The sequence below is a fragment of the Pseudoduganella sp. jia 9 genome (assembly GCF_055502615.1).
On the sequence record NZ_JBUPWE010000019.1, the window covers coordinates 14,465 to 32,246 of the forward strand.

Here is a 17,782-nt window from a genome sequence, read left to right on the forward strand (position 1 = left end):
CATCCACGAGCCAGCGATGAACAGCCCACTCCCGTCCGCAGCCGCCGCCACAGCCTCCACAGCCCCACCGGCCTCACCCGCCGCCGAGGCCACGCCTTTCCTGGCCACCCGCCTGCCGGCCGTCGGCACCACCGTCTTCACGCGCATGTCGGCGCTGGCGGCGCAGCACGATGCCGTCAACCTCGGCCAGGGCTTTCCCGATTTCGCCTGCGATCCCCGCCTGGTCGACCTGGTGGCCGACGCGATGCGGGCGGGGCACAACCAGTATCCGCCGATGGCGGGCACGCCGGCGCTGCGCCGCGCCATCGCGGACAAGATCGGCGCCCTGTACGGCCATGCCTATGACATGGACAGCGAAATCACCGTGACGGCCGGCGCCACGCAGGCACTGACGACGGCCATCCTGTGCGCCGTGCATCCGGGCGACGAAGTGATCGTCATCGAACCGGCCTACGACAGCTACATGCCGGCGATCGAGCTGGCCGGCGGCGTCGTGGTGCCGGTGCAGATGGTGCTCGACGAGGGCGGCTACCGCGTGCCGTGGGAACGTATCGGCGCCGCGGTGTCGCCGAGGACGCGCCTGATCGTCATCAACACCCCGCACAACCCCACCGGCAGCGTGCTGCGCGAGGCCGACATGGAAGCGCTGGCCGGCATCGTGCGCGGTACCGACATCCTGGTCCTGTCCGACGAAGTCTACGAACACATGGTGTACGACGGCCAGCCGCACGCCTCGGTCAGCCGCCACCCGGTGCTGGCCGCGCGCAGCTTCGTCGTCTCCAGCTTCGGCAAGACCTACCACACCACCGGCTGGAAGATCGGCTACGCGGCGGCGCCGGCGCCGTTGATGGCGGAGTTCCGCAAGGTCCACCAGTACAACGTGTTTTCCGTGAACGCGCCGATGCAGCACGGCATCGCGGCCTACCTGGCGGACCCCGCGCCGTATCGCGAACTGCCGGCGTTCTACCAGAGGAAGCGCGACCTGTTCCGCGCGGGCCTGGCCGGCAGCCGCTTCGAGCTCCTGCCGGCGGACGGTACCTATTTCCAGTGCGTCCGCTATGGCGCCATCTCGGACATGCCGGAAGCGGCCTTTGCCGAATGGCTGACGGCCGAGGTCAAGGTGGCGGCCATTCCCGTGTCGGCGTTCTACCGCCAGGCCAGGGAATCGGGCATCGTGCGCTTCTGCTTCGCCAAGCGCGACGAGACGCTGGGCATGGCGCTTGAACGCCTGGCGCGGATCTGACCGCCATGCAGCGGCAGCAGTCCCTGAGCGGCCTGGAAGAAGCCGACAGCGCCGACCGCACGGCGGCGCCGCCTTCGGTGCTGCGTGCGCTGAACGCGGTGCAGCACCGCCTCGACGATTTCCAGCGCGCGCCGGCGCACGGCGATCCGGCCGACCTGCGGGCAACGGCGCGAACCCTGCTGCATGCTGTCGACCTGTCCGCCGACGTCGCGCTGGCCTGCGTGCTGCGCAATCAGGTCGCCGGCAGCTACGCCATGCGCCACAGCATCGAAACCGCCGTCGTCGCGGCGCTGGTGGGACGCCGCCTGCACATGCGGCCGGCCCACCTGCTGTCGCTGGTATCGGCCGCGCTGGCCCTGCATGCGACCGGCCGCCATGCAAGGGATGACACGGCGCCGCCGGTCGCTGCGGCGGTGCACTGCACGCGCGCCGCGGAAACCGACTGGTTCGCATGCCTGCTGCTGGACCATGCGCCCGAATCCGCTGCCGAAGGCGACCTGGACGCCGCCGCCCACTTGCTGCGCATGGCCGACCGCTACTGCGCCGGCATTTCGCCGCGCAATTACCGCCGCGCGCTGCTGCCGGACGACGCCCTGGCCCGCGTGCTGGAGCAGTCGCCGGATCCGGAACTGACGGCGGCCTTCCGCGATGAGATCGGCCCGTATCCGCCCGGTACGGTGGTGCGTCTGGCCAGCGGCGAATGGGGTATCGTCGCGCATCGCGATGGCGGACATCCCGCCGTGTTCTGCCTGCGCGATGCCGAAGGCCGCACCTTCACGGTGCCGCTGCCCCGCCGCGTCGGCGCGGACAGCTGCGCCATCGCCGCCGCGCTGGGCGACGACGACAGCGAGATTCCCGTATCGATGAAGCAGGTGTGGGGCCCGCTGGCCAGCCTGTAGCCACGGGTGTTGCCTGTAAACAGGGTCCGTCCCTAATTTTAAAACTGGGGACGGACCCTGTTTTACAAGCAATGATTCCTGAAAAACAGGGTCCGTCCCCATTTTTGCGTCCACGTTTTTGAGGCAACCTTCCAGTGTGGTGCCCAGTCCGGCTAGTTCAGCTGGCCCAGCCGGCGTTCGACGAATGCCTGCAATTCAGGCGCCAGTCCGGCGTCTTTTGCTTTCTGGAAGGCGTCGCGCGCGTCGCTGCGCAGGTTGTCGGCTTGCAAGGAGATGCCCAGTCCCATCCACCACACGCCGTTGCCGGGGCGCAGGCGCAGCGCCGCCCGGTACTGTTCCGCCGCCGGGCCGTGCCGGCCCTGCTTTTGCAGCACGGCAGCCAGGAAGCCGAGGTAGTCGGCGTTGCCGGCCGCGTGGGGCAGCGTGCGCAGCAGCGTCTCGTCGGCCGCGCCGCCCCGTTCCAGCTGCAGGCGCGCCAGCACCATCGCCAGTTGCGGCTGGTTGGCATCCAGCCCGAGGCCCAGCTGCGCGTGGCGCATCGCCTCGTCGGCGCGACCGTTCTCGATCAGCAGGCCCACCAGCGTCTGGCGTGCCGCTTCATGCCGCGGGTATAGCAGCACGGCCTGTTCCAGCCCTGCCAGGCCTTCGGTTACGCGGCCGTCCTGCAGCGCGCCCAGCGCGCGGCGGTAGGCATTTTCGCCCTGCTGGCGGGACGTGAGCGTGATGCCCTGCCCGCCCTGCGTGCCGGCGCGGGGCGGCGCCGGCGATGCGGCGGCGGCGATGCGGTCGCGCTCCGCGCGCGCCAGGCGCGCCTCGCGTTCTGCCCGCGGCGCGCCGGCAATCCCGGTATTGCCGGCACGCGGTGGTGGCGATGCTTCCGCCACCGCGGCTGGCTGTGGGTGCGGCGGCACCGCGGGCGCGGCCGGTTCCGGCACCGCTGCCGCCAGGGCAGCAACCGGCTCCGCTGGCGCCGGCGGCGCAGCGGACGCCGGCGGCTCAGCGGGCGCCGGGGTAACGACTGGTGCGGCGGGCGCCGCTGCCGCGACAGCCGGCACGGCAGCAAGCGCGGGCGCCGGCGCGGCCGGTTCCCGCTGCAGCCAGTACCAGCCGGCCACGCCGGCCGCAACGACCAGCGCGCCGATGCCGGCGCCGGTTGCGATCGCGGCGCGCTGCGTGCGCTCCGCCGCGACAGGACGCACGTCGCCGCTGGAGGCCGGCCGTGCCGTGCCGCCGCGCGCATCGAGGTCCTGCAGCATCTTGTTAATTAAGCTCATCCGTCAGGCTCATGTGGTCGGGCTCGTGTTGGTCGGGCTTATGTTGGTCGGGCTCTTGTTCGCCAGGCCCATGTTGGTCAGGCTGATGCGATCGGGCGCAACCGATCCGCCATGCGGCCGCCATCATCGCGTGAACGCCAGGGTAATGCCGCCGGCGGCGGCCAGCGCAGCCGCGCTGGCCACCCATGCCCAGCGCACCGTGCGCGCGGGCCGCGCGCCGATCGTGTCGCCGGCGGCCAGGGCCACATGCCGTTTTTCCACCAGATGGCGCCCCTCCCCATAGGCCAGCATCAGCGCCTTGTGCGCCACGATGTTGACCAGCCGCGGAATGCCGCCGGTGGCGCGGTACAGGCGCTGCACCGCCGCCGCGCTGAACAGGCGTGCGCCGGTGAAGCCGGCCACGCGCAGCCGGTGCGCCAGGTAATAGTCCAGGTCGTCGCGCCGCAGTGCGCCCAGATGGTAGTGAAAGGTGATGCGCTGCGCCAGCTGCCTTATCTTCGGACTGGCCAGGTGCGCGTTCAGTTCCGGCTGGCCGAACAGGACGATCTGCAGTAGCTTGCGCTTTTCCGTTTCCAGGTTGGTCAGCAGCCGCAGCGCTTCCAGGCTTTCCAGCGGCAAGGCCTGTGCCTCGTCCAGGCACAGCACCACGTGCTTGCCGCGCGCGGCCAGTTCGAGCAGCCGGAAGGTCAGCGATTTCACCAGCTGGTGCTGGTCCACGTCGCTCGGCAGCACGATTTCCAGCTCGTCCGCCAGCGCCATCATCAGCGCGCGCGGCTCCAGGTAGGGATTCGGCACATAGGCCGTCTGGAAGCCCTCGCCCAGCGTGGCCATGAACTTGCGGCACAACAGCGTCTTGCCGGTGCCCACTTCACCGGTGATCTTGATGAATCCCTCGCCGCTGCGCGCCGCCACCAGCAGCGTGTTCAGGCCCTCCTGCGAATGGGGGCTGCCGAAGAAGAAGCTGGTGTCCGGCGTGATCGAGAACGGCAGCTCGGCCAGGCCGAAGTGGGATTCGTACATGGTCAGCGCCGCTGGAACATGTCGTTCGGCGCGATCGTCTTCATGCGGCGTTCGGCGTCCTGCAGGTCTTCGTTCCAGCCGCCGGCGGCATCGACGATCGTCGGCCTGATCAGCACGACCAGCTCGCGCTTGTCGATCACGTCCGCCGTGTTGCGGAACAATGCGCCCAGCACGGGAATGCTGCCCGCGCCGGGCACCTGGGACCGGTCCGACGTCGTGGCCTGCCGCATCAGGCCGCCGATCGCGACCACCTGGCCGTTCTGGCCGCGCACCATGCTGTCCATCTCCGAGGTGACCGAGGCCGCCAGCGGCAGGTTCAGGGCGCCGGCGCTGCCCAGGTTGATACTCTTGGTCACGGTCGAGACCTGGCTCACGGACGGGTGCACGTGCAGCGTGATGTTGCCGGCATCGTCGATCTGCGGCGTGACGTCGAGCACCACGCCGCTGAAGAACGGCTGCAGCGTGACGTTCGGCGTGACCGTGCCGCCGCCGGCCGCGTTGGTGGTCGTCGTGGTGCTGACGCCGGTGACGAAGAACTCGTCGGTACCGACCTTCAGCACGGCCTTCTGGTTGTTCATCGTTGCAATGCGCGGGCTGGACAGCACGTGCACGGTGCCCTGCTGTTCGAGGAAGGTAATCAGCGCGGCGAAATTACTGGTCTGGAACGCCAGCCCGAACACGGAGCCTACGGCCTCGGCGGCGGCACCGATCGCGTGGCCGCTCTGCGCGGCGATCGCGGCCGGGCCGCTGCTGCCGATCTGGGGCGGCGCCACGCCTGGTGTGCTGCCGGCCGGCAGCGGCGCCAGCGTCGTGCCGGGCTGCAGCACGCCGGCGGACAGCTTGCTGTTGCCGTTGCGGGCAAACGCGGCCCAGTTGATGCCGCTCTGGTAATTGCGGTTGAGCTGGACTTCGAGGATCTTTGCCTCGAGGATCACCTGGCGTTCCACCGCCAGTTGCGTGGCACTCAGGTAGCGTTCGATGTTGCGCAATTCGTCCGGCATCGCGCGCACGAGAATGACACCCGACTGCGGCGTGATGATCACGTTGCGTCCGCCTTCGCGGCTGCCGATGATCGCCTCCAGCGACTGCTTCAGGTCGCCCCAGAAATCGTTGCGCGACAGCGTCGTCACGCTGGCGGAATCGCGCAGGCGGCCGCCGCTGCCGTCCTGCGAATCGCTGCCCTGGCCGCCATTGCTGCCGTTGCCGCGCGGCTGGCTGCCGTTGTTGTTGTTGCCGCTGCCGTTGCCGTTGTCGCCGTTGCCCTGGTTGTTGACCTGGTCCGCCACCGACGTCGACGACACCCGCAGGTTCGACATGCCCATCCGCTGCGCGGTCAGGTAGTTCACCTGGAACATCCGCGTCTGGATCGTCAGCGGGCGGATATAGATCCGCGTACCGTCCACCCGGTAGTCGTAGCCGTACAGTTCGCGCACCGCGTCCAGCGCCTCGAACAGCGTCACGTCCTTCAGGTTGGCGGAAATCGTGCCGCTCACTTCCGGCGACACCAGCATGTTGTAGCGGGTGCCGGTCGCCACGGCATTGAAGAACTGCTGCGCCGGCACGTTGTTGAAGGCGACGTCGAAGCGTTCCTCCAGCACCGTGCGCGCCTTCGGCATCTGCCCGGCAAGCTGGCCGGCCGGCGGCAGCAGCGCGTCCGCCACCGCCTGCGGTGCGGCCTGCGGCTTGCGCACCGCCGCGAGTTCGGCATTGATCGCGTCGTAGGTGTCGCGCCGCGGCACGCTGCAGGCGGCCAGGGAAATCAATGTGCCCGCAACGATCGCGGCCTTCAGGGTCTTGTGCATGGTCGTTCTCATGGATGCTTCGCCGGCGCCTTGCCGGCCTGCGGATACAGTTTCAGTTCGGTGGTCCGGCTGCCTTCGCGCAGGATCACCCGGTCGCCGCGGATATCGGCCAGTATGGCACGGCCGACGCGTTCGCCGCGCCGCACGATGCGGCCATCGATCACGGCGACTTCGCGGCCGCTGCCCGCGCCGACCAGGACCGACTGCAGCGTCGGCCCGCGCGGCGCCGCCACGGACTGCGCCGCATCGGCCGGCAGCAGCATCGAAGCGGCTGGCGGCCGCGTCGGATCCTGTAGTGCCTGCGCGCCGGCCGGCAGGGCCGCGAACAGGATTGCGCAAAGGATTGCGCAAGGCAGCAGTTTCATAACGTCATCCACCTGTCGTCGAGGCTCAGCGTGTACAGCGTCAGTGTCAGCTGGGCCCGGGGATACGCCTGCGCGGCGAGCTCGGCGCGGCCCCACAGCAGTTGCGTGGGCAACGCCTGCAAGGCCTCCATGTAGTCGATCATGTGCAGGTAACTGCCCTGCAGCACGAGTTCGACGCCGTGCCGGTAAAGCACTTCGCGCGGCTTGCCGCCAGCCGGTGTCCCGGGCGCATTGGCCGCACCATCGGGCACCGCCACAGGTGTCGGGCCGGCCGCTTCGCTGAGCCCGCTAACGGGCAGCGATCGCAGCGACACCAGTTTCAGGTTGCGGTTGGCCGCCACCAGGCGTTGCAGCATCGGCACCATCTGTTCGGCCACGACCAGGCCGGTGCGCATGGCCTGCAGGTCGGTGCGCAGCCTGTCGCGTTCGATACGCAGCGCCGCCAGCTGCGCCAGCGCGGCCGCGTTCGGGTCGGCCTGGAACGCGCGCTGCTTCGCCGCGAGTTCGGCTTCCATGCCCAGTGCCTCGGCCTGCTGCGCCGCCAGCTCGGCGCGCAGCCGCTCCTGCCGGGCCAGCAGCGGTGCCAGCACCAGCCACAGCGCATACGCCAGCACGGCCAGCGCGGCCACGCACACCAGCACGCGCTCGCGCAGTGCCAGCGCATTGATGCGCGCGGCCAGTTTCCGCCATTGCTGCTTCATTGCGCTGCCTCCACATGCGACTGCAGGGTGAATTCAACGAAGGGCGCCGCCACCGGCCCCGCGGGTGCGGCCGTGGCCGGTGCCTGGGTTGCCGGTGCGACCATTGGCGCTGCCACGCCTGCCGGCACGCCCGCTTCGGCCGGCGGCGCGATGGTCAGCGCGGCAAATGTCTTGCCGTGGAACGCCGGGCGGTTCTGCAGCTGCGCGATATAGCCCGGAATGGCCGCGGCCTGCAGCGAACGGCCCCGTACTTCGATCTCGTGGCCGGCACCGGCGATGCGCAGGCCCGTCAGCCAGACACCCGGCACGGACTGTTGCGCCAGGGCGCGGAAATAACCGGCATAGCCTGCATGGTTGCCGATACGGCCGCCGCGCAGCACACTGTCGGCCTCGCGCAAGGCCGCGATCTCGGCCTGCATCTGCGCCAGCTGGGTATCGAGCCCGGGATCTTTCGGCCGCGGCACGAGGCGCGCAATGGCTTCGGCCTGCGCTGCCTGCTGGGTGGCCAGGATGGCCTTGCCGGCGGCGACCCTGCGCTCGAGCTCCCGGGCCTCCTGGCTGGCGTAGGCGATGGCGATACCCATCCCGACCGCCGCCGCGCCGAGCAGGGAAGCCATCGATTGCGCGGTGAAGCGCTTTCTCTGCGTCCGGAACGCCGGATTGAACAGGTTGATCTGCTGGCTCAACGATTCACCTCGTCCACCCGCAATGCCGCGCCCAGCGCCAGGAAGCACCGCTGCTGCTGCACCGTGTCATGCGCATCGGCCAGCTCGCCCAGGTCGAACAGATCGGCCAGGTCGAGCTGTTCGACGGGGATGTACAGGTTGGCGGCAAGGCATTCGAACAGGCCCGGCGCGCCGGTCGGCGCCAGCGTCAGCCGGGCCGTCGTGATGAAATTGAACTGCCGCTCGAAGTGATCGAGTGAACGCTGCAATTCGAGGGTGATCCGGTCGTGGATCGCCGTGCGGCGCTCTTCCGGCGCGTCGCGCAACTGCTCCAGCGTGATGTCGATGCGGCGTGCCAGGTACAGTTCGCCCTTGTAGCTGATCGTCAGCAGCCCGCCCTGTGCGTCGAATGACAGCAGGGCCTGGCCGCGCCCTTCGGGCTCGAGCAGCGCAGACACGTTACGCTGCGCCATCTCGGGAATGTCGATCACCGCCAGCGGCACGCCGGCGCGCTGGAACAGGCGCTGGCGTTCGCGGATCAGGCTGTTGGGAGCGGCCACCGCGAACAGCGACTGGCTCTGCGCGGTCGCCGCGCGCTCGACCGGGATATCGAGAATGTCGATCGCCGCTTCGTCGACGGGAAAATCGACCAGGTCCTTGAGGCGCCAGCGCACGGCGGTCCGGCGCTCGTCCTGCGGCACGTTGGGCGCTTCGACCGACAGCAGCTGGTACTCGCCCGGCCCGAGCAGCGTCGCGCAGCGATAGCGCGCGGCACCGAGTTCCTTGCCCAGCTTTTCCAGGACGGCCGGGCGTTCCGCCGGCAGCGCGGCAGCGAACTTCGCGAGAACCGCGGGCTTGCCCTGCGCAGGCGTGCGCACCGATACAGCCTGGATGCCGTCGCCCGACAACGCCACGGCCAGCAAGCCGTCCACTTTTCGTACCCTGGAGAAAAATCCCATTCCTGCGAGCCTGGCTGCACCAGCTGGGCTATTCGTTGTGAATGACCGGCCATCTTAGCCTCTATAGGGGAAATTCGCCATTCCGCAGGCGAAATTCCACCCTGCGTGTCTCATACTGGACGCACACGTAAATTTCCGTACGGCACCGTCTTGACATATTTGGATCGTGCATGCTTTGATTCGGCATGTATCTACTGCACCGTTACCGTTCCTGGCTGTTGGCCTTTCTTGCAAGCTGGTGCGCCCTGTCCGCGCTTGCCGCGACACCGACCCCCAACCCCCAGGCCAGGAGTTACAACATCCCGGCGGACCTCAACAAGCTGTTCAGCAACCTGCAGTATCCATGCACGTCGTCGGGCTCCGTCTACACCTGCCAGGGCAACCCGACGATCGACAAGGAGAGCATCCTCAATATCACGGCGCCGATCACCCTGCGCATCGTCGGCACGTTCAGTGCCAACGCCCCGTTGTTCGTCAGGGTGCCGAGCGCGTCGAATCCCTTTTATTTCCAGATCGACGGCAACTTCAATACCAATGCGCCGATGGACATCAAGGCCGCGTACCTCGATGTCGGCGGCACCTTTGCGACAAGCAAGGACGTCACCATCACGGCCAATATCCGCGTCGGCGCCCAGATGGCGATACGCAGCGACACGATCGTGTATGGCGACGTGACGGCCGGCAGCGAGATCACGATCGAGGGTAACTCGGTCGTTTATGGCAAGTGCACGGCGCCATACGGGAACTATCCGCCGAAATGCACCGGTGCGGCGCCGCCGCCGGCCGCCAGCGCACTGCACCACGTGCGCCTGGTGCATACCGGCAGCGCCGCCACCTGCACACCGGCGCTCATTACCGTGCATGCCTGTGCCGGCGCCGACAGCGGCAGCAGCTGCACCGCCTATACCGCCGGCGTCAGCGGCACGGTCAGCGGTGGCGGCGTTTCCGCGGCCTTCTCGATTCCATCGGGATCCTCCTCGGCCACCGCGTCGCTGGCCGTCACCACGCCCGCCACGGTCACGCTGGCCGCCAGCGGTTTCACGGCATCCTCTTCCCCCATCCATACCTGCTGGAACGGCAGCTCGGCCAGCTGCTCGCTGGCCTTTGCGGACAGCGCGCTGCTGCTGTCTGTCCCCGACCACAAATCCGGGGTTGCCACCGACTTCACCGTCAGGGCGGTCAGGAAGAGCGACAAGGCCAATGTCTGCACGCCGGCCTTCCAGGGCGCGCGCGCCATCCGCTTCGCCTGCTCGTACAGCAACCCGACGACCGGCACGAAGGCGCTGGCCATCGGCGCCAAGGGCGGCGCGGCAACCAGCCTGGCATGCGCCAGCGGCACCACCACATCGCCAACACTGACGTTCGATTCATCCGGCAGCGCGTCGGGCACGCTGACCTATGCCGACGCGGGCGCGCTTGGCCTCACGGCAACCGATCCGGCCACGTCGATCACCGGCACGGATACCTTCATCGTCGCGCCCTACCGGCTGGCCTTCACGAAAACACCGGCACTGGCATCGCCGGTTCGGGCCGGCACGGCGTTCACGGTGAACGTGGCGGCACAGAACAGCAGCGGCGTGGCGACCCCGAACTTCGGCAAGGAGACGACGCCCGAGACGGTCAGCATCGCGATCGTGCTGTCCCGGCCCGCCACGTCCGATGGCGGCGTGGCGGGCGAAACCCGCAATGGCGCCAGCACCAGTGTCGCCGCCGGCGTTGCCAGCGCCACGCCGTCCTGGACCGAAACCGGCATCGCCAGCCTGACGGCAAGGCTGACCTCGGACGGCTACCTGGGCTCCGCGCAGGTGCCGGCCAGCGCCACGGCCGCCGAAGTGCTGTACTCGATTCCGGACCATTACGATGTCGCAATAACAGCCCCCGAAGCACGCAAAGTATCTGTTCCAGGGAATGCCATGACGAAGCTGCCATGGTGGTATTCGTCCCAGCCGATCGGCGACGTGACGATCACCGCACGCGAGTACAACGGCGGGCCCACCACCAATTTCGGCAAAGAACTGGACACCGGTGGCACCGATGGCACGGTGACGCTGGTCGCCACCTCTGCCAGCACCCCGGCCGGCACGCTGGCGAACCACACCCGCAGTACCAGCCAGTTCAGCGGCGGCGTTGCCAGGCCGGCGCCCGAATACAGCTTGCCAACGCTGGAGACCGCGCCGCGTGTCGTTGCGCTGGCTGCCAAAGGCATCGGCGAACTCGACACGGACAGGGCGGGCACCGCCGGCAGCGTCATTATCCGCAGCGGCCGGCTGCTGCTCTCGCGCGCCACCGCGGGCGCGCTGGCAACCACCGCCCAGATGCCGGTCACCGCGCAGTACTGGAGCGGCACATCGTGGGTCAAGAACGGCGACGACAGTTTTACCGCCTTCCCGGCGGGTTCCGCGGGCGTGTCGCAAGACGGCGCAAAGCTCGACGGCGCAGGCATCGGTGCGGCCAAGCTCGCCAGCGGCAGCGGCTACCTGACAGTCAGCCGGCCAGCCACCGGCAAGGCCGTGCTGAACGTCGCGCTCAACCTGGGGGCCGGCGCGGCCGATGCATCGTGCCTGGCGGTGCACCCGGCCAGCGCTCCCGGCCGCCACTACTGGCTGCGCAGCCGGTATGGCGATTGCAGCAACCAGGCCGATCCGTGGGCACCGGTGGTGTTCGGCGGCGCCAGGCCGGAAAGCCGTGCCATCGTCCATGTCCGCGAGGTCTACAATTGAACGCCCGCGCGCACGGCTTCACGCTGGTCGAACTGGTCACCGTGATGATCCTGCTCGGCGTGCTGGCGGCCGTGGCGGTGCCGCGGCTGATGAGCGGCGGCGGCGTTTCCAGCACGGTGTTCCGTGCCGATGTCGTCAGCGCGCTGCGCTACGCGCAGAAGGCCGCCGTCAGCCATCGCCGCATCGTCTGCGCCACGGTCTCGGCCAGCGCGGTCACGCTGCGCATCGCCAGCACCAACCCGCCGGCGCCCGGCACCCCGGCCCTGTCCTGCGATACCGACCTGCCCAGCCCGGACGGCACTCCATACGCCAGCCGCGATGCCGGCGTGACCGCGGGCGGCCTGCTGGGCACGCTGTATTTCCGGCCCGACGGCACGGTCGTCAACGCCGGCGGCACCGTTGCCGGGAACATCACCATCACCAGCGAGGCGGCGGTGCGGATCGACGGGCTGACCGGCCATGTCGAATAAGATGTCGAACAATATGGTGAAAAGCATATTGAACCAGCGCGCCCGGGGCATGACCCTGATCGAACTGATCGTCGCCATCATGATCGTCGGCATCGGCGTCGGCGGCGTGATGATTGCCTTCACGTCGGCAGTGCGCAGCAGCAGCGACCCGGTGCTGCAGAAGCAGATGATGGCGGTTGCCGAAGGCATGATGGAAGAGATCCGCCGCATGCCCTTCGCCGTCGCGGCCCCCGCGCCATCCGCCGGCTGCGCGCGCACGACCTTCAACGACGTGCGCGACTACCACGGCTATGCGACGACGGGCATCTGCGACGTCAACGGCACGACCATCCTGCCAGGCATGAACGTGCAGGTCACGGTAGCCGATGCCGCCGAGCTGACCGACGTGGCGGCCGCCGACCGGCTGAAGATCACGGTCGCAGTGACACGCGGATCGGACACGGTCAGCCTGGTGGGCTGGCGCACCAACTTCGGAAAGCAGCAGCAATGAAACAGCGCGGATTCACGCTGGTCGAACTGATCGTGGTGATGGTGGTCACCGGCGTGCTGGCGGCCGGCCTCGTCGTGTTCTTCCGGCCCGCCCTCGAGAATTACGCGATGGCCACGCGCCGTGCCACGCTGACCGACCTGGCGGACGGCGCGATGCGCACGATGATGCGCGACGTGCGCTCGGCCGTCCCCAATTCGATCCGCCAGCCGAATGCCCAGTGCTTCGAAGTGGTGCCGACGTCGGCCGGCGGCCGGCTGCGCATCGGCGCCGACAGCGCCGCCGGCGGCACCAGCAGGCCGCTCGATACCTACCAGCCGGCCACGGAACTCGACGTCATTTCCATCCTGCCGGCCGCGCCGGCGGTGGGCGACTGGCTGGTGGTCGGCAACCAGGTGCCGGAAGATCTGTATACGCTGGCCAGTGCCGCCAGGATCGCCTCGGTCGCGGCGGCGCCGGCATCGTCCTCGCCATACGCGCTCGGCGCATGGCGGATCGGCATCGCCACCAAGCAGTTCCCGCCGGGCTATGAAGGCGGCAGGTTCGTGGTGGTGCCCGATGCCCAGAAAGCGGTGTTTTATTCCTGCGCCAATGCCGGGGTCGATGCGAACGGCACCGGCACGGGCACGCTGTACCGCTTCTCCGGCTACGGCTTCGACGCCGCGGCGCCGTCGGCCTGCAAGGCGCCGGCGGCGGATACCGCCGTGCTGGCCAGCCGGGTCGCCCTGTGCGAATTCACCTACGATCCGAATCCCGGTTCCCAGCAGGCCGCCGGCTACATGCAGATGCGCCTGCGCCTGTCGGACCGCGGCGACGACGTCGACCTGCTCTACGGCGCCTACGCCGACAACCTGCCATGACCAGACCACGCAATCAGCCACGCATCACGCCAGGCATCACGCCAGGCATCACGCCAGGCATTATTCCGAGAATCACGCCACGGCGCAGGCAGCAGGGCTTCGGCTATATCGCCGCGGTGCTCGTCCTCGTCGCACTGGGCGGGCTGGCGCTGGCCGTCATGCGCATCAGCACCACCCAGCAGGCCACCAGCACGATGGACCTGCAATCGGCGCGTGCCGACCAGGCCGCGCGCGCGGGTATCGAGTGGGGGCTGTACCGGGCGCTGGTCAGCGACACCTGCTTGCACGGCGTGATCACTGTCGCAGGCTTCCGCGCCTCGGTGACCTGCGCGCAAACGGCCTTCAGCGAAGTGGACGCGGCAACAGGACAGGCGGTCGTGAAGAACCTGTACCGGATCGAGGCGACGGCCTGCAACGCCGCCGCCTGCCCGGGCAATGCCGCGGCGGTGGCGACACCGGAGTACGTGGAAAGAAAAAGGTCCGCGACGGCTTGCGCCGTGGCGGACCTTAACAAGAGCGCCTGCGAGTGAGCAGGCGCCCGCCAGATTGGATTAGCAGCCGGCGACTGCCGGTACTGCCGTCACGACCGGTGCGGTGGTGTCGGTTGCCTGCGTGTACTTGATGAAGCAGGTACTGGCCTTGGCCGTTCCGGCAACGCTCTTCGGCATGACGGCGATGTCCTTGTCCGTGGTCACCGGGCCCTTCGTGGTGTCGGCGTTGACGCCAACGATAACGTCGAAATCACTGTTTACGCCGGCAGCTTCGAGGAATTTGGCGCTGGCAGCGGGATAGCCCGACACATAGTCGACCGTCACGTTCTCGAACGTGTACGAGCTCGTCGGTTTCAGCAGGTACTGGCCGCGTGCCATCGACGTGGCCGCCACCAGCGCACCGCGTGCACCGCCCAGCGCCGCGACCCGCGCATCCGCACCCATGTTCACGAACTTCGGCAGCGCCGTCGCCGCGAGAATGCCGAGGATCACGATCACGACGATCAGTTCGATCAGCGTGAAACCGCCCTGGCGTTGTTGGGAAATCCGGGCGTAGGTCTGCTGGTTCATTAATTCTCTCTCCGTACTGCACCGGATCGACGGTGCGATTGATGTGATGGCAGGCAGTTCGCTGCCCGGCGGCTTGTATCCCACAAGCAAGTACATTTTACTGTGAAATCTCAAAAACTTTCCACACGGCACAAAGAATTTTGTCCTGAACGAGAGTTTTTCGCCGTTTTGCAACGCGACAATAAGACCCTTGCGACAATGGCAGTACAGCCTGTCACCGCCGCATCGACGCCTGGCCGAGATCCCAGATCGGCAGGAAGATGCCCAGCGCCAGCACCAGCACCATCAAGCCGAGGAATACGATAAGGATCGGTTCGATCTGGGCGGACAGCGTCTTCAGTTCATAGTCCACCTCGCGCTCGTACATCTGGGCGATTTCGTCCATCAGGTCGTCCAGCGCGCCGGTCTCCTCGCCCACGGCGATCATCTGCAGCACCACCGGCGTAAACACGTTGGCGGCCGTCGCCGTGCGCAGGATGCTTTCGCCCCGCTCGACGCCGTCGCGCATCTGCTCGATGCGGAATGCCAAGTAGGCGTTGTCGGCGGTCTGCGACACCACGGCCAGGGTTTGCACGATCGGCACGCCGCTGCGCGCCGACAGCGCAAAGCCGCGCGCGAAGCGGGCCATCGTCGCCTTCAGGATGATCTTGCCGGCGACCGGCATGCGCAGCTTGAGCCGGTCCCAGTCGAAACGGCCCTTTGCCGTCTTCAGCCATGAACGGAAGCCCAGCACGGCCAGCACGGCCGCGCCGGCCATCGCCGGCCAGTGGGCCACCGAGAAATTCGACGTGCCGAGCAGGATGCGCGTCATCAGCGGCAGTTCGGCGTTCAAGCTGGCGAATACCCGAGCAAAGGAAGGGATCACGAACAGGTTGACCACGGCCATCGCCACCACGATGGCGGCGACCACGAAGGTCGGGTAGCGCAGCGCGGTCTTGACGCGCTGGCGCATGTCGCGGTCGAACTCGAGGTGATCGAACAGGCGCAGGAACACGGCATCGAGCCGGCCCGTCATTTCCCCCACGCGCACCATCGACAGGTAAAAATTGTTGAAGACGGCGGGATGGCGGCGCATCGCCGCCGACAGTTCGCGGCCCGCGTCGAGCGATTCGCGCAGGTCGCGGATGACCTGGGCGAACGAGCGGTTCACGGCCGACTCCTGCAGCCCGGCCAGGCCGCGCATGATCGGCACGCCCGACTTCAGCAGCGTATACAGCTGGCGGCTGAACAGCTGCACATCCATGTCGGTGACCTTCGGCCGCGTCAGCCGCTGCCACAGGCTTTCGCCGCCCGCGGCGGCCTTGGCCGGCGCGCGGGTGGGTGCGATCTCGACCGGCGTGGCGCCCGAGCCCATCAGCTGTTCCGCCACGGCCGCCGGATCGGCGGCCTCCAGCACCCCCTGCAGCAGCTCGCCGCGCTTGTCGCGCGCCCTGTACGCGAAATAAGGCATCAATCCTCTTGCTGGTTACTGATCCGCATCGCTTCGGCGATGGTCGTGCGGCCCTGCACCACGAGCTGCACGCCATGCCGGCGCAGCGTCTGGCCGGCCATTTCCCTGGCCGCCACCTTCAGGAAATGCCCCGGGTCCGGATCGTTGGCGGCATCGACGACGGCCGTCGTCATTTCCAGCAGCTCGTACACCCCGGTCCGGCCCCGGTAGCCCATGCCGTTGCAGTGCGAGCAACCCTTGCCGTGGAAATAGCGCGCCATGTCGACCTTGTCGTTCAGTTCCAGGCTCAGCCATTCGCGCTCCGACGGCGTCGGCGTGTACGGTTCCGTGCAGCTTTCACAGATGACGCGCACCAGCCGCTGCGCCAGCACCGCCTGCAGCGAACTGGCCACCATGTAGCGCGGCACGCCCATGTCCATCAGGCGCAGCGGCGTGCTGGCGGCATCGTTGGTGTGCAGCGTGGACAGCACCAGGTGGCCCGTCATCGCGGCGCGCAGGCCGATCTGGGCGGTTTCCTGATCGCGCATCTCGCCCACCAGCACCACGTCCGGGTCCTGCCGCAGCGCCGAGCGCAGCACGCGGGCAAAGTCCAGCTCGATCTTTTCGTTGACCTGCACCTGGTTGATGCCGGGCAGCCGGTACTCGACCGGGTCTTCCACCGTGATCAGCTTCTTCTCGACGGAATTCAGCTCGGCCAGCGCGCTGTACAGCGTGGTGGTCTTGCCGGAGCCGGTCGGCCCGGTCACCAGCACCAGGCCGTTCGGGCGCTGCACGATGGCGCGGAATTTCTCCATCAGCGGGCGCGGCATGCCGATCGCGTCGAGCCGCAGGTTGGTGCTGCCCTGCGACAGCAGACGCATGACGATCGATTCGCCGTACTGCGTGGGCATGGTCGAGATACGCACGTCGATCCGGGTGTTCTTCACGCGCACGGCGAAGCGGCCGTCCTGCGGCAGCCGCTTCTCGGAAATGTCGAGGTCGGACATCAGCTTCAGGCGCAGCGCCAGCGCCGGCGCGATCTTGATGTCGGCCTGCGTCTGCAGGTGCAGCACGCCGTCGATGCGGAAGCGGATATGCAGGCGGTTTTCCTGCGGCTCGATGTGGATGTCCGACGCGCGCACCTGGGCGGCATCGTCGAACACCGACTGCAGCAGCTTCACCACCGGCGCTTCTTCCAGGCCCGGGTTGGCGGCCAGCGCGCCGAAGTCGACGGAGACGTCGCCCATCTCCTCTTCCAGCTCGCGCGCCAGGTCGGTGATGTCCTCGGTGCGGCGGTAGATGCGGTCGATCGCGGCCAGCACCTCGGTCTCGTTGACCACCGCCAGTTCGACGTTCTGCTTGACGATGCGGGCGATCTCGTCATACGCGAACAGGTCGGTCGGGTCGGAGATGCCCACCAGCATGCCGGCATCGCGCTGTTCCAGCACCAGCGCGCGGAAGCGCCGCGCCTGCGTTTCGGGCAGCAGGCGCACCAGGTCCGGGTTGATGTTATAGAACTTGAGGTTAATGTACGGAATGTTCAGCTGGCGCGCCAGCGCGCCGGCGATCTGTTCTTCCGTTACATACCCGCTGTCGATGAAGACGCGGCCCAGCTTGCGGCCGCTGCGCTTCTGCTCCGCCAGCGCCAGGCCGAGCTGCTCCTCGGACAGCAGTTTCTGCTGTACCAGAATTTCCCCGAGCCTTACTTTTTCCGGCCTTGCCATATACGCGCGTCCCTCACCTTGAGATTGATCAAGCTTAACGGTGCATTGTAGATCGAATTATTGCCCACAAGCTAGAAACCCTGCCGTGCCACTGGCGGACGGC

General features: G+C 67.9%; 17 protein-coding genes. 7 read left to right on the plus strand and 10 right to left on the minus strand.

What is annotated here, in order from left to right; all coding sequences use genetic code 11:
- The first annotated feature begins 16 nt into the window (after positions 1-16).
- The gene (locus ACY34H_RS23670; RefSeq protein ID WP_464979921.1) at positions 17-1,243 is read left to right on the plus strand and encodes a pyridoxal phosphate-dependent aminotransferase; all 1,227 of its coding nucleotides are present in this window, start codon (positions 17-19) and stop codon (positions 1,241-1,243) included.
- A gap of 5 nt (positions 1,244-1,248) precedes the next feature.
- Positions 1,249-2,142, plus strand: a complete 894-nt coding sequence (locus ACY34H_RS23675) for an HD-GYP domain-containing protein (RefSeq protein ID WP_464979922.1) — start codon at positions 1,249-1,251, stop codon at positions 2,140-2,142.
- Positions 2,143-2,294: 152 nt separating this feature from the next.
- Here ACY34H_RS23675 and ACY34H_RS23680 read toward each other — a convergent pair whose 3' ends face one another.
- The 7 genes from ACY34H_RS23680 to pilM all read right to left on the minus strand — a co-directional run bounded on the left by ACY34H_RS23680 (position 2,295) and on the right by pilM (position 8,928).
- Complete coding sequence (locus ACY34H_RS23680; protein ID WP_464979923.1) at positions 2,295-3,416, minus strand: tetratricopeptide repeat protein; 1,122 nt, start codon at positions 3,414-3,416, stop codon at positions 2,295-2,297.
- Between the two features lie 123 nt (positions 3,417-3,539).
- Positions 3,540-4,436 carry an ExeA family protein gene (locus ACY34H_RS23685; RefSeq protein WP_464979924.1) on the minus strand — a complete coding sequence of 299 codons (897 nt, stop codon included), beginning with the start codon at positions 4,434-4,436 and terminating at the stop codon, positions 3,540-3,542.
- A gap of 2 nt (positions 4,437-4,438) precedes the next feature.
- Positions 4,439-6,238 (minus strand): pilus (MSHA type) biogenesis protein MshL, encoded by a 1,800-nt coding sequence (mshL, locus tag ACY34H_RS23690; protein ID WP_464979925.1) that lies wholly within the window; start codon positions 6,236-6,238, stop codon positions 4,439-4,441.
- An 8-nt stretch (positions 6,239-6,246) separates the two neighbouring features.
- The gene (locus ACY34H_RS23695) at positions 6,247-6,603 is read right to left on the minus strand and encodes an MSHA biogenesis protein MshK (RefSeq protein WP_464979926.1); all 357 of its coding nucleotides are present in this window, start codon (positions 6,601-6,603) and stop codon (positions 6,247-6,249) included.
- Positions 6,600-7,304 (minus strand): hypothetical protein, encoded by a 705-nt coding sequence (locus tag ACY34H_RS23700; RefSeq protein WP_464979927.1) that lies wholly within the window; start codon positions 7,302-7,304, stop codon positions 6,600-6,602. The genes ACY34H_RS23695 and ACY34H_RS23700 overlap by 4 nt, the downstream gene beginning before the upstream one ends.
- Entirely contained in the window at positions 7,301-7,990 is a 690-nt protein-coding gene (locus ACY34H_RS23705; protein ID WP_464979928.1) for a PilN domain-containing protein, read from the minus strand. Before ACY34H_RS23705 ends, ACY34H_RS23700 begins: the two co-directional genes overlap by 4 nt.
- Complete coding sequence (pilM, locus tag ACY34H_RS23710; RefSeq protein WP_464979929.1) at positions 7,987-8,928, minus strand: type IV pilus biogenesis protein PilM; 942 nt, start codon at positions 8,926-8,928, stop codon at positions 7,987-7,989. Before pilM ends, ACY34H_RS23705 begins: the two co-directional genes overlap by 4 nt.
- A gap of 185 nt (positions 8,929-9,113) precedes the next feature.
- Between pilM and ACY34H_RS23715 the strand changes: the two genes are divergently transcribed.
- Genes ACY34H_RS23715 through ACY34H_RS23735 form a run of 5 tightly spaced genes read left to right on the plus strand, consistent with a single transcriptional unit; the run spans position 9,114 to position 13,995 of the window.
- The gene (locus ACY34H_RS23715; protein WP_464979930.1) at positions 9,114-11,648 is read left to right on the plus strand and encodes a DUF6701 domain-containing protein; all 2,535 of its coding nucleotides are present in this window, start codon (positions 9,114-9,116) and stop codon (positions 11,646-11,648) included.
- Positions 11,645-12,118, plus strand: a complete 474-nt coding sequence (locus ACY34H_RS23720) for a pilus assembly FimT family protein (RefSeq protein ID WP_464979931.1) — start codon at positions 11,645-11,647, stop codon at positions 12,116-12,118. The genes ACY34H_RS23715 and ACY34H_RS23720 overlap by 4 nt, the downstream gene beginning before the upstream one ends.
- The gene (locus tag ACY34H_RS23725) at positions 12,108-12,608 is read left to right on the plus strand and encodes a prepilin-type N-terminal cleavage/methylation domain-containing protein (protein ID WP_464979932.1); all 501 of its coding nucleotides are present in this window, start codon (positions 12,108-12,110) and stop codon (positions 12,606-12,608) included. Before ACY34H_RS23720 ends, ACY34H_RS23725 begins: the two co-directional genes overlap by 11 nt.
- Entirely contained in the window at positions 12,605-13,465 is an 861-nt protein-coding gene (locus ACY34H_RS23730; protein ID WP_464979933.1) for a type II secretion system protein, read from the plus strand. Before ACY34H_RS23725 ends, ACY34H_RS23730 begins: the two co-directional genes overlap by 4 nt.
- On the plus strand, positions 13,462-13,995 hold the full coding sequence (locus ACY34H_RS23735; protein ID WP_464979934.1) for an MSHA biogenesis protein MshP: 534 nt from the start codon (positions 13,462-13,464) through the stop codon (positions 13,993-13,995). The genes ACY34H_RS23730 and ACY34H_RS23735 overlap by 4 nt, the downstream gene beginning before the upstream one ends.
- A gap of 21 nt (positions 13,996-14,016) precedes the next feature.
- Here the strand turns inward: ACY34H_RS23735 and ACY34H_RS23740 are convergent, their stop codons facing one another.
- From ACY34H_RS23740 to ACY34H_RS23750, 3 genes are all read right to left on the minus strand, one after another.
- Complete coding sequence (locus tag ACY34H_RS23740) at positions 14,017-14,526, minus strand: type II secretion system protein (RefSeq protein ID WP_464979935.1); 510 nt, start codon at positions 14,524-14,526, stop codon at positions 14,017-14,019.
- Positions 14,527-14,740: 214 nt separating this feature from the next.
- On the minus strand, positions 14,741-15,976 hold the full coding sequence (locus ACY34H_RS23745) for a type II secretion system F family protein (RefSeq protein WP_464979936.1): 1,236 nt from the start codon (positions 15,974-15,976) through the stop codon (positions 14,741-14,743).
- Positions 15,976-17,679, minus strand: a complete 1,704-nt coding sequence (locus tag ACY34H_RS23750) for a GspE/PulE family protein (protein ID WP_464979937.1) — start codon at positions 17,677-17,679, stop codon at positions 15,976-15,978. The genes ACY34H_RS23745 and ACY34H_RS23750 overlap by 1 nt, the downstream gene beginning before the upstream one ends.
- Positions 17,680-17,782: the final 103 nt, after the last annotated feature.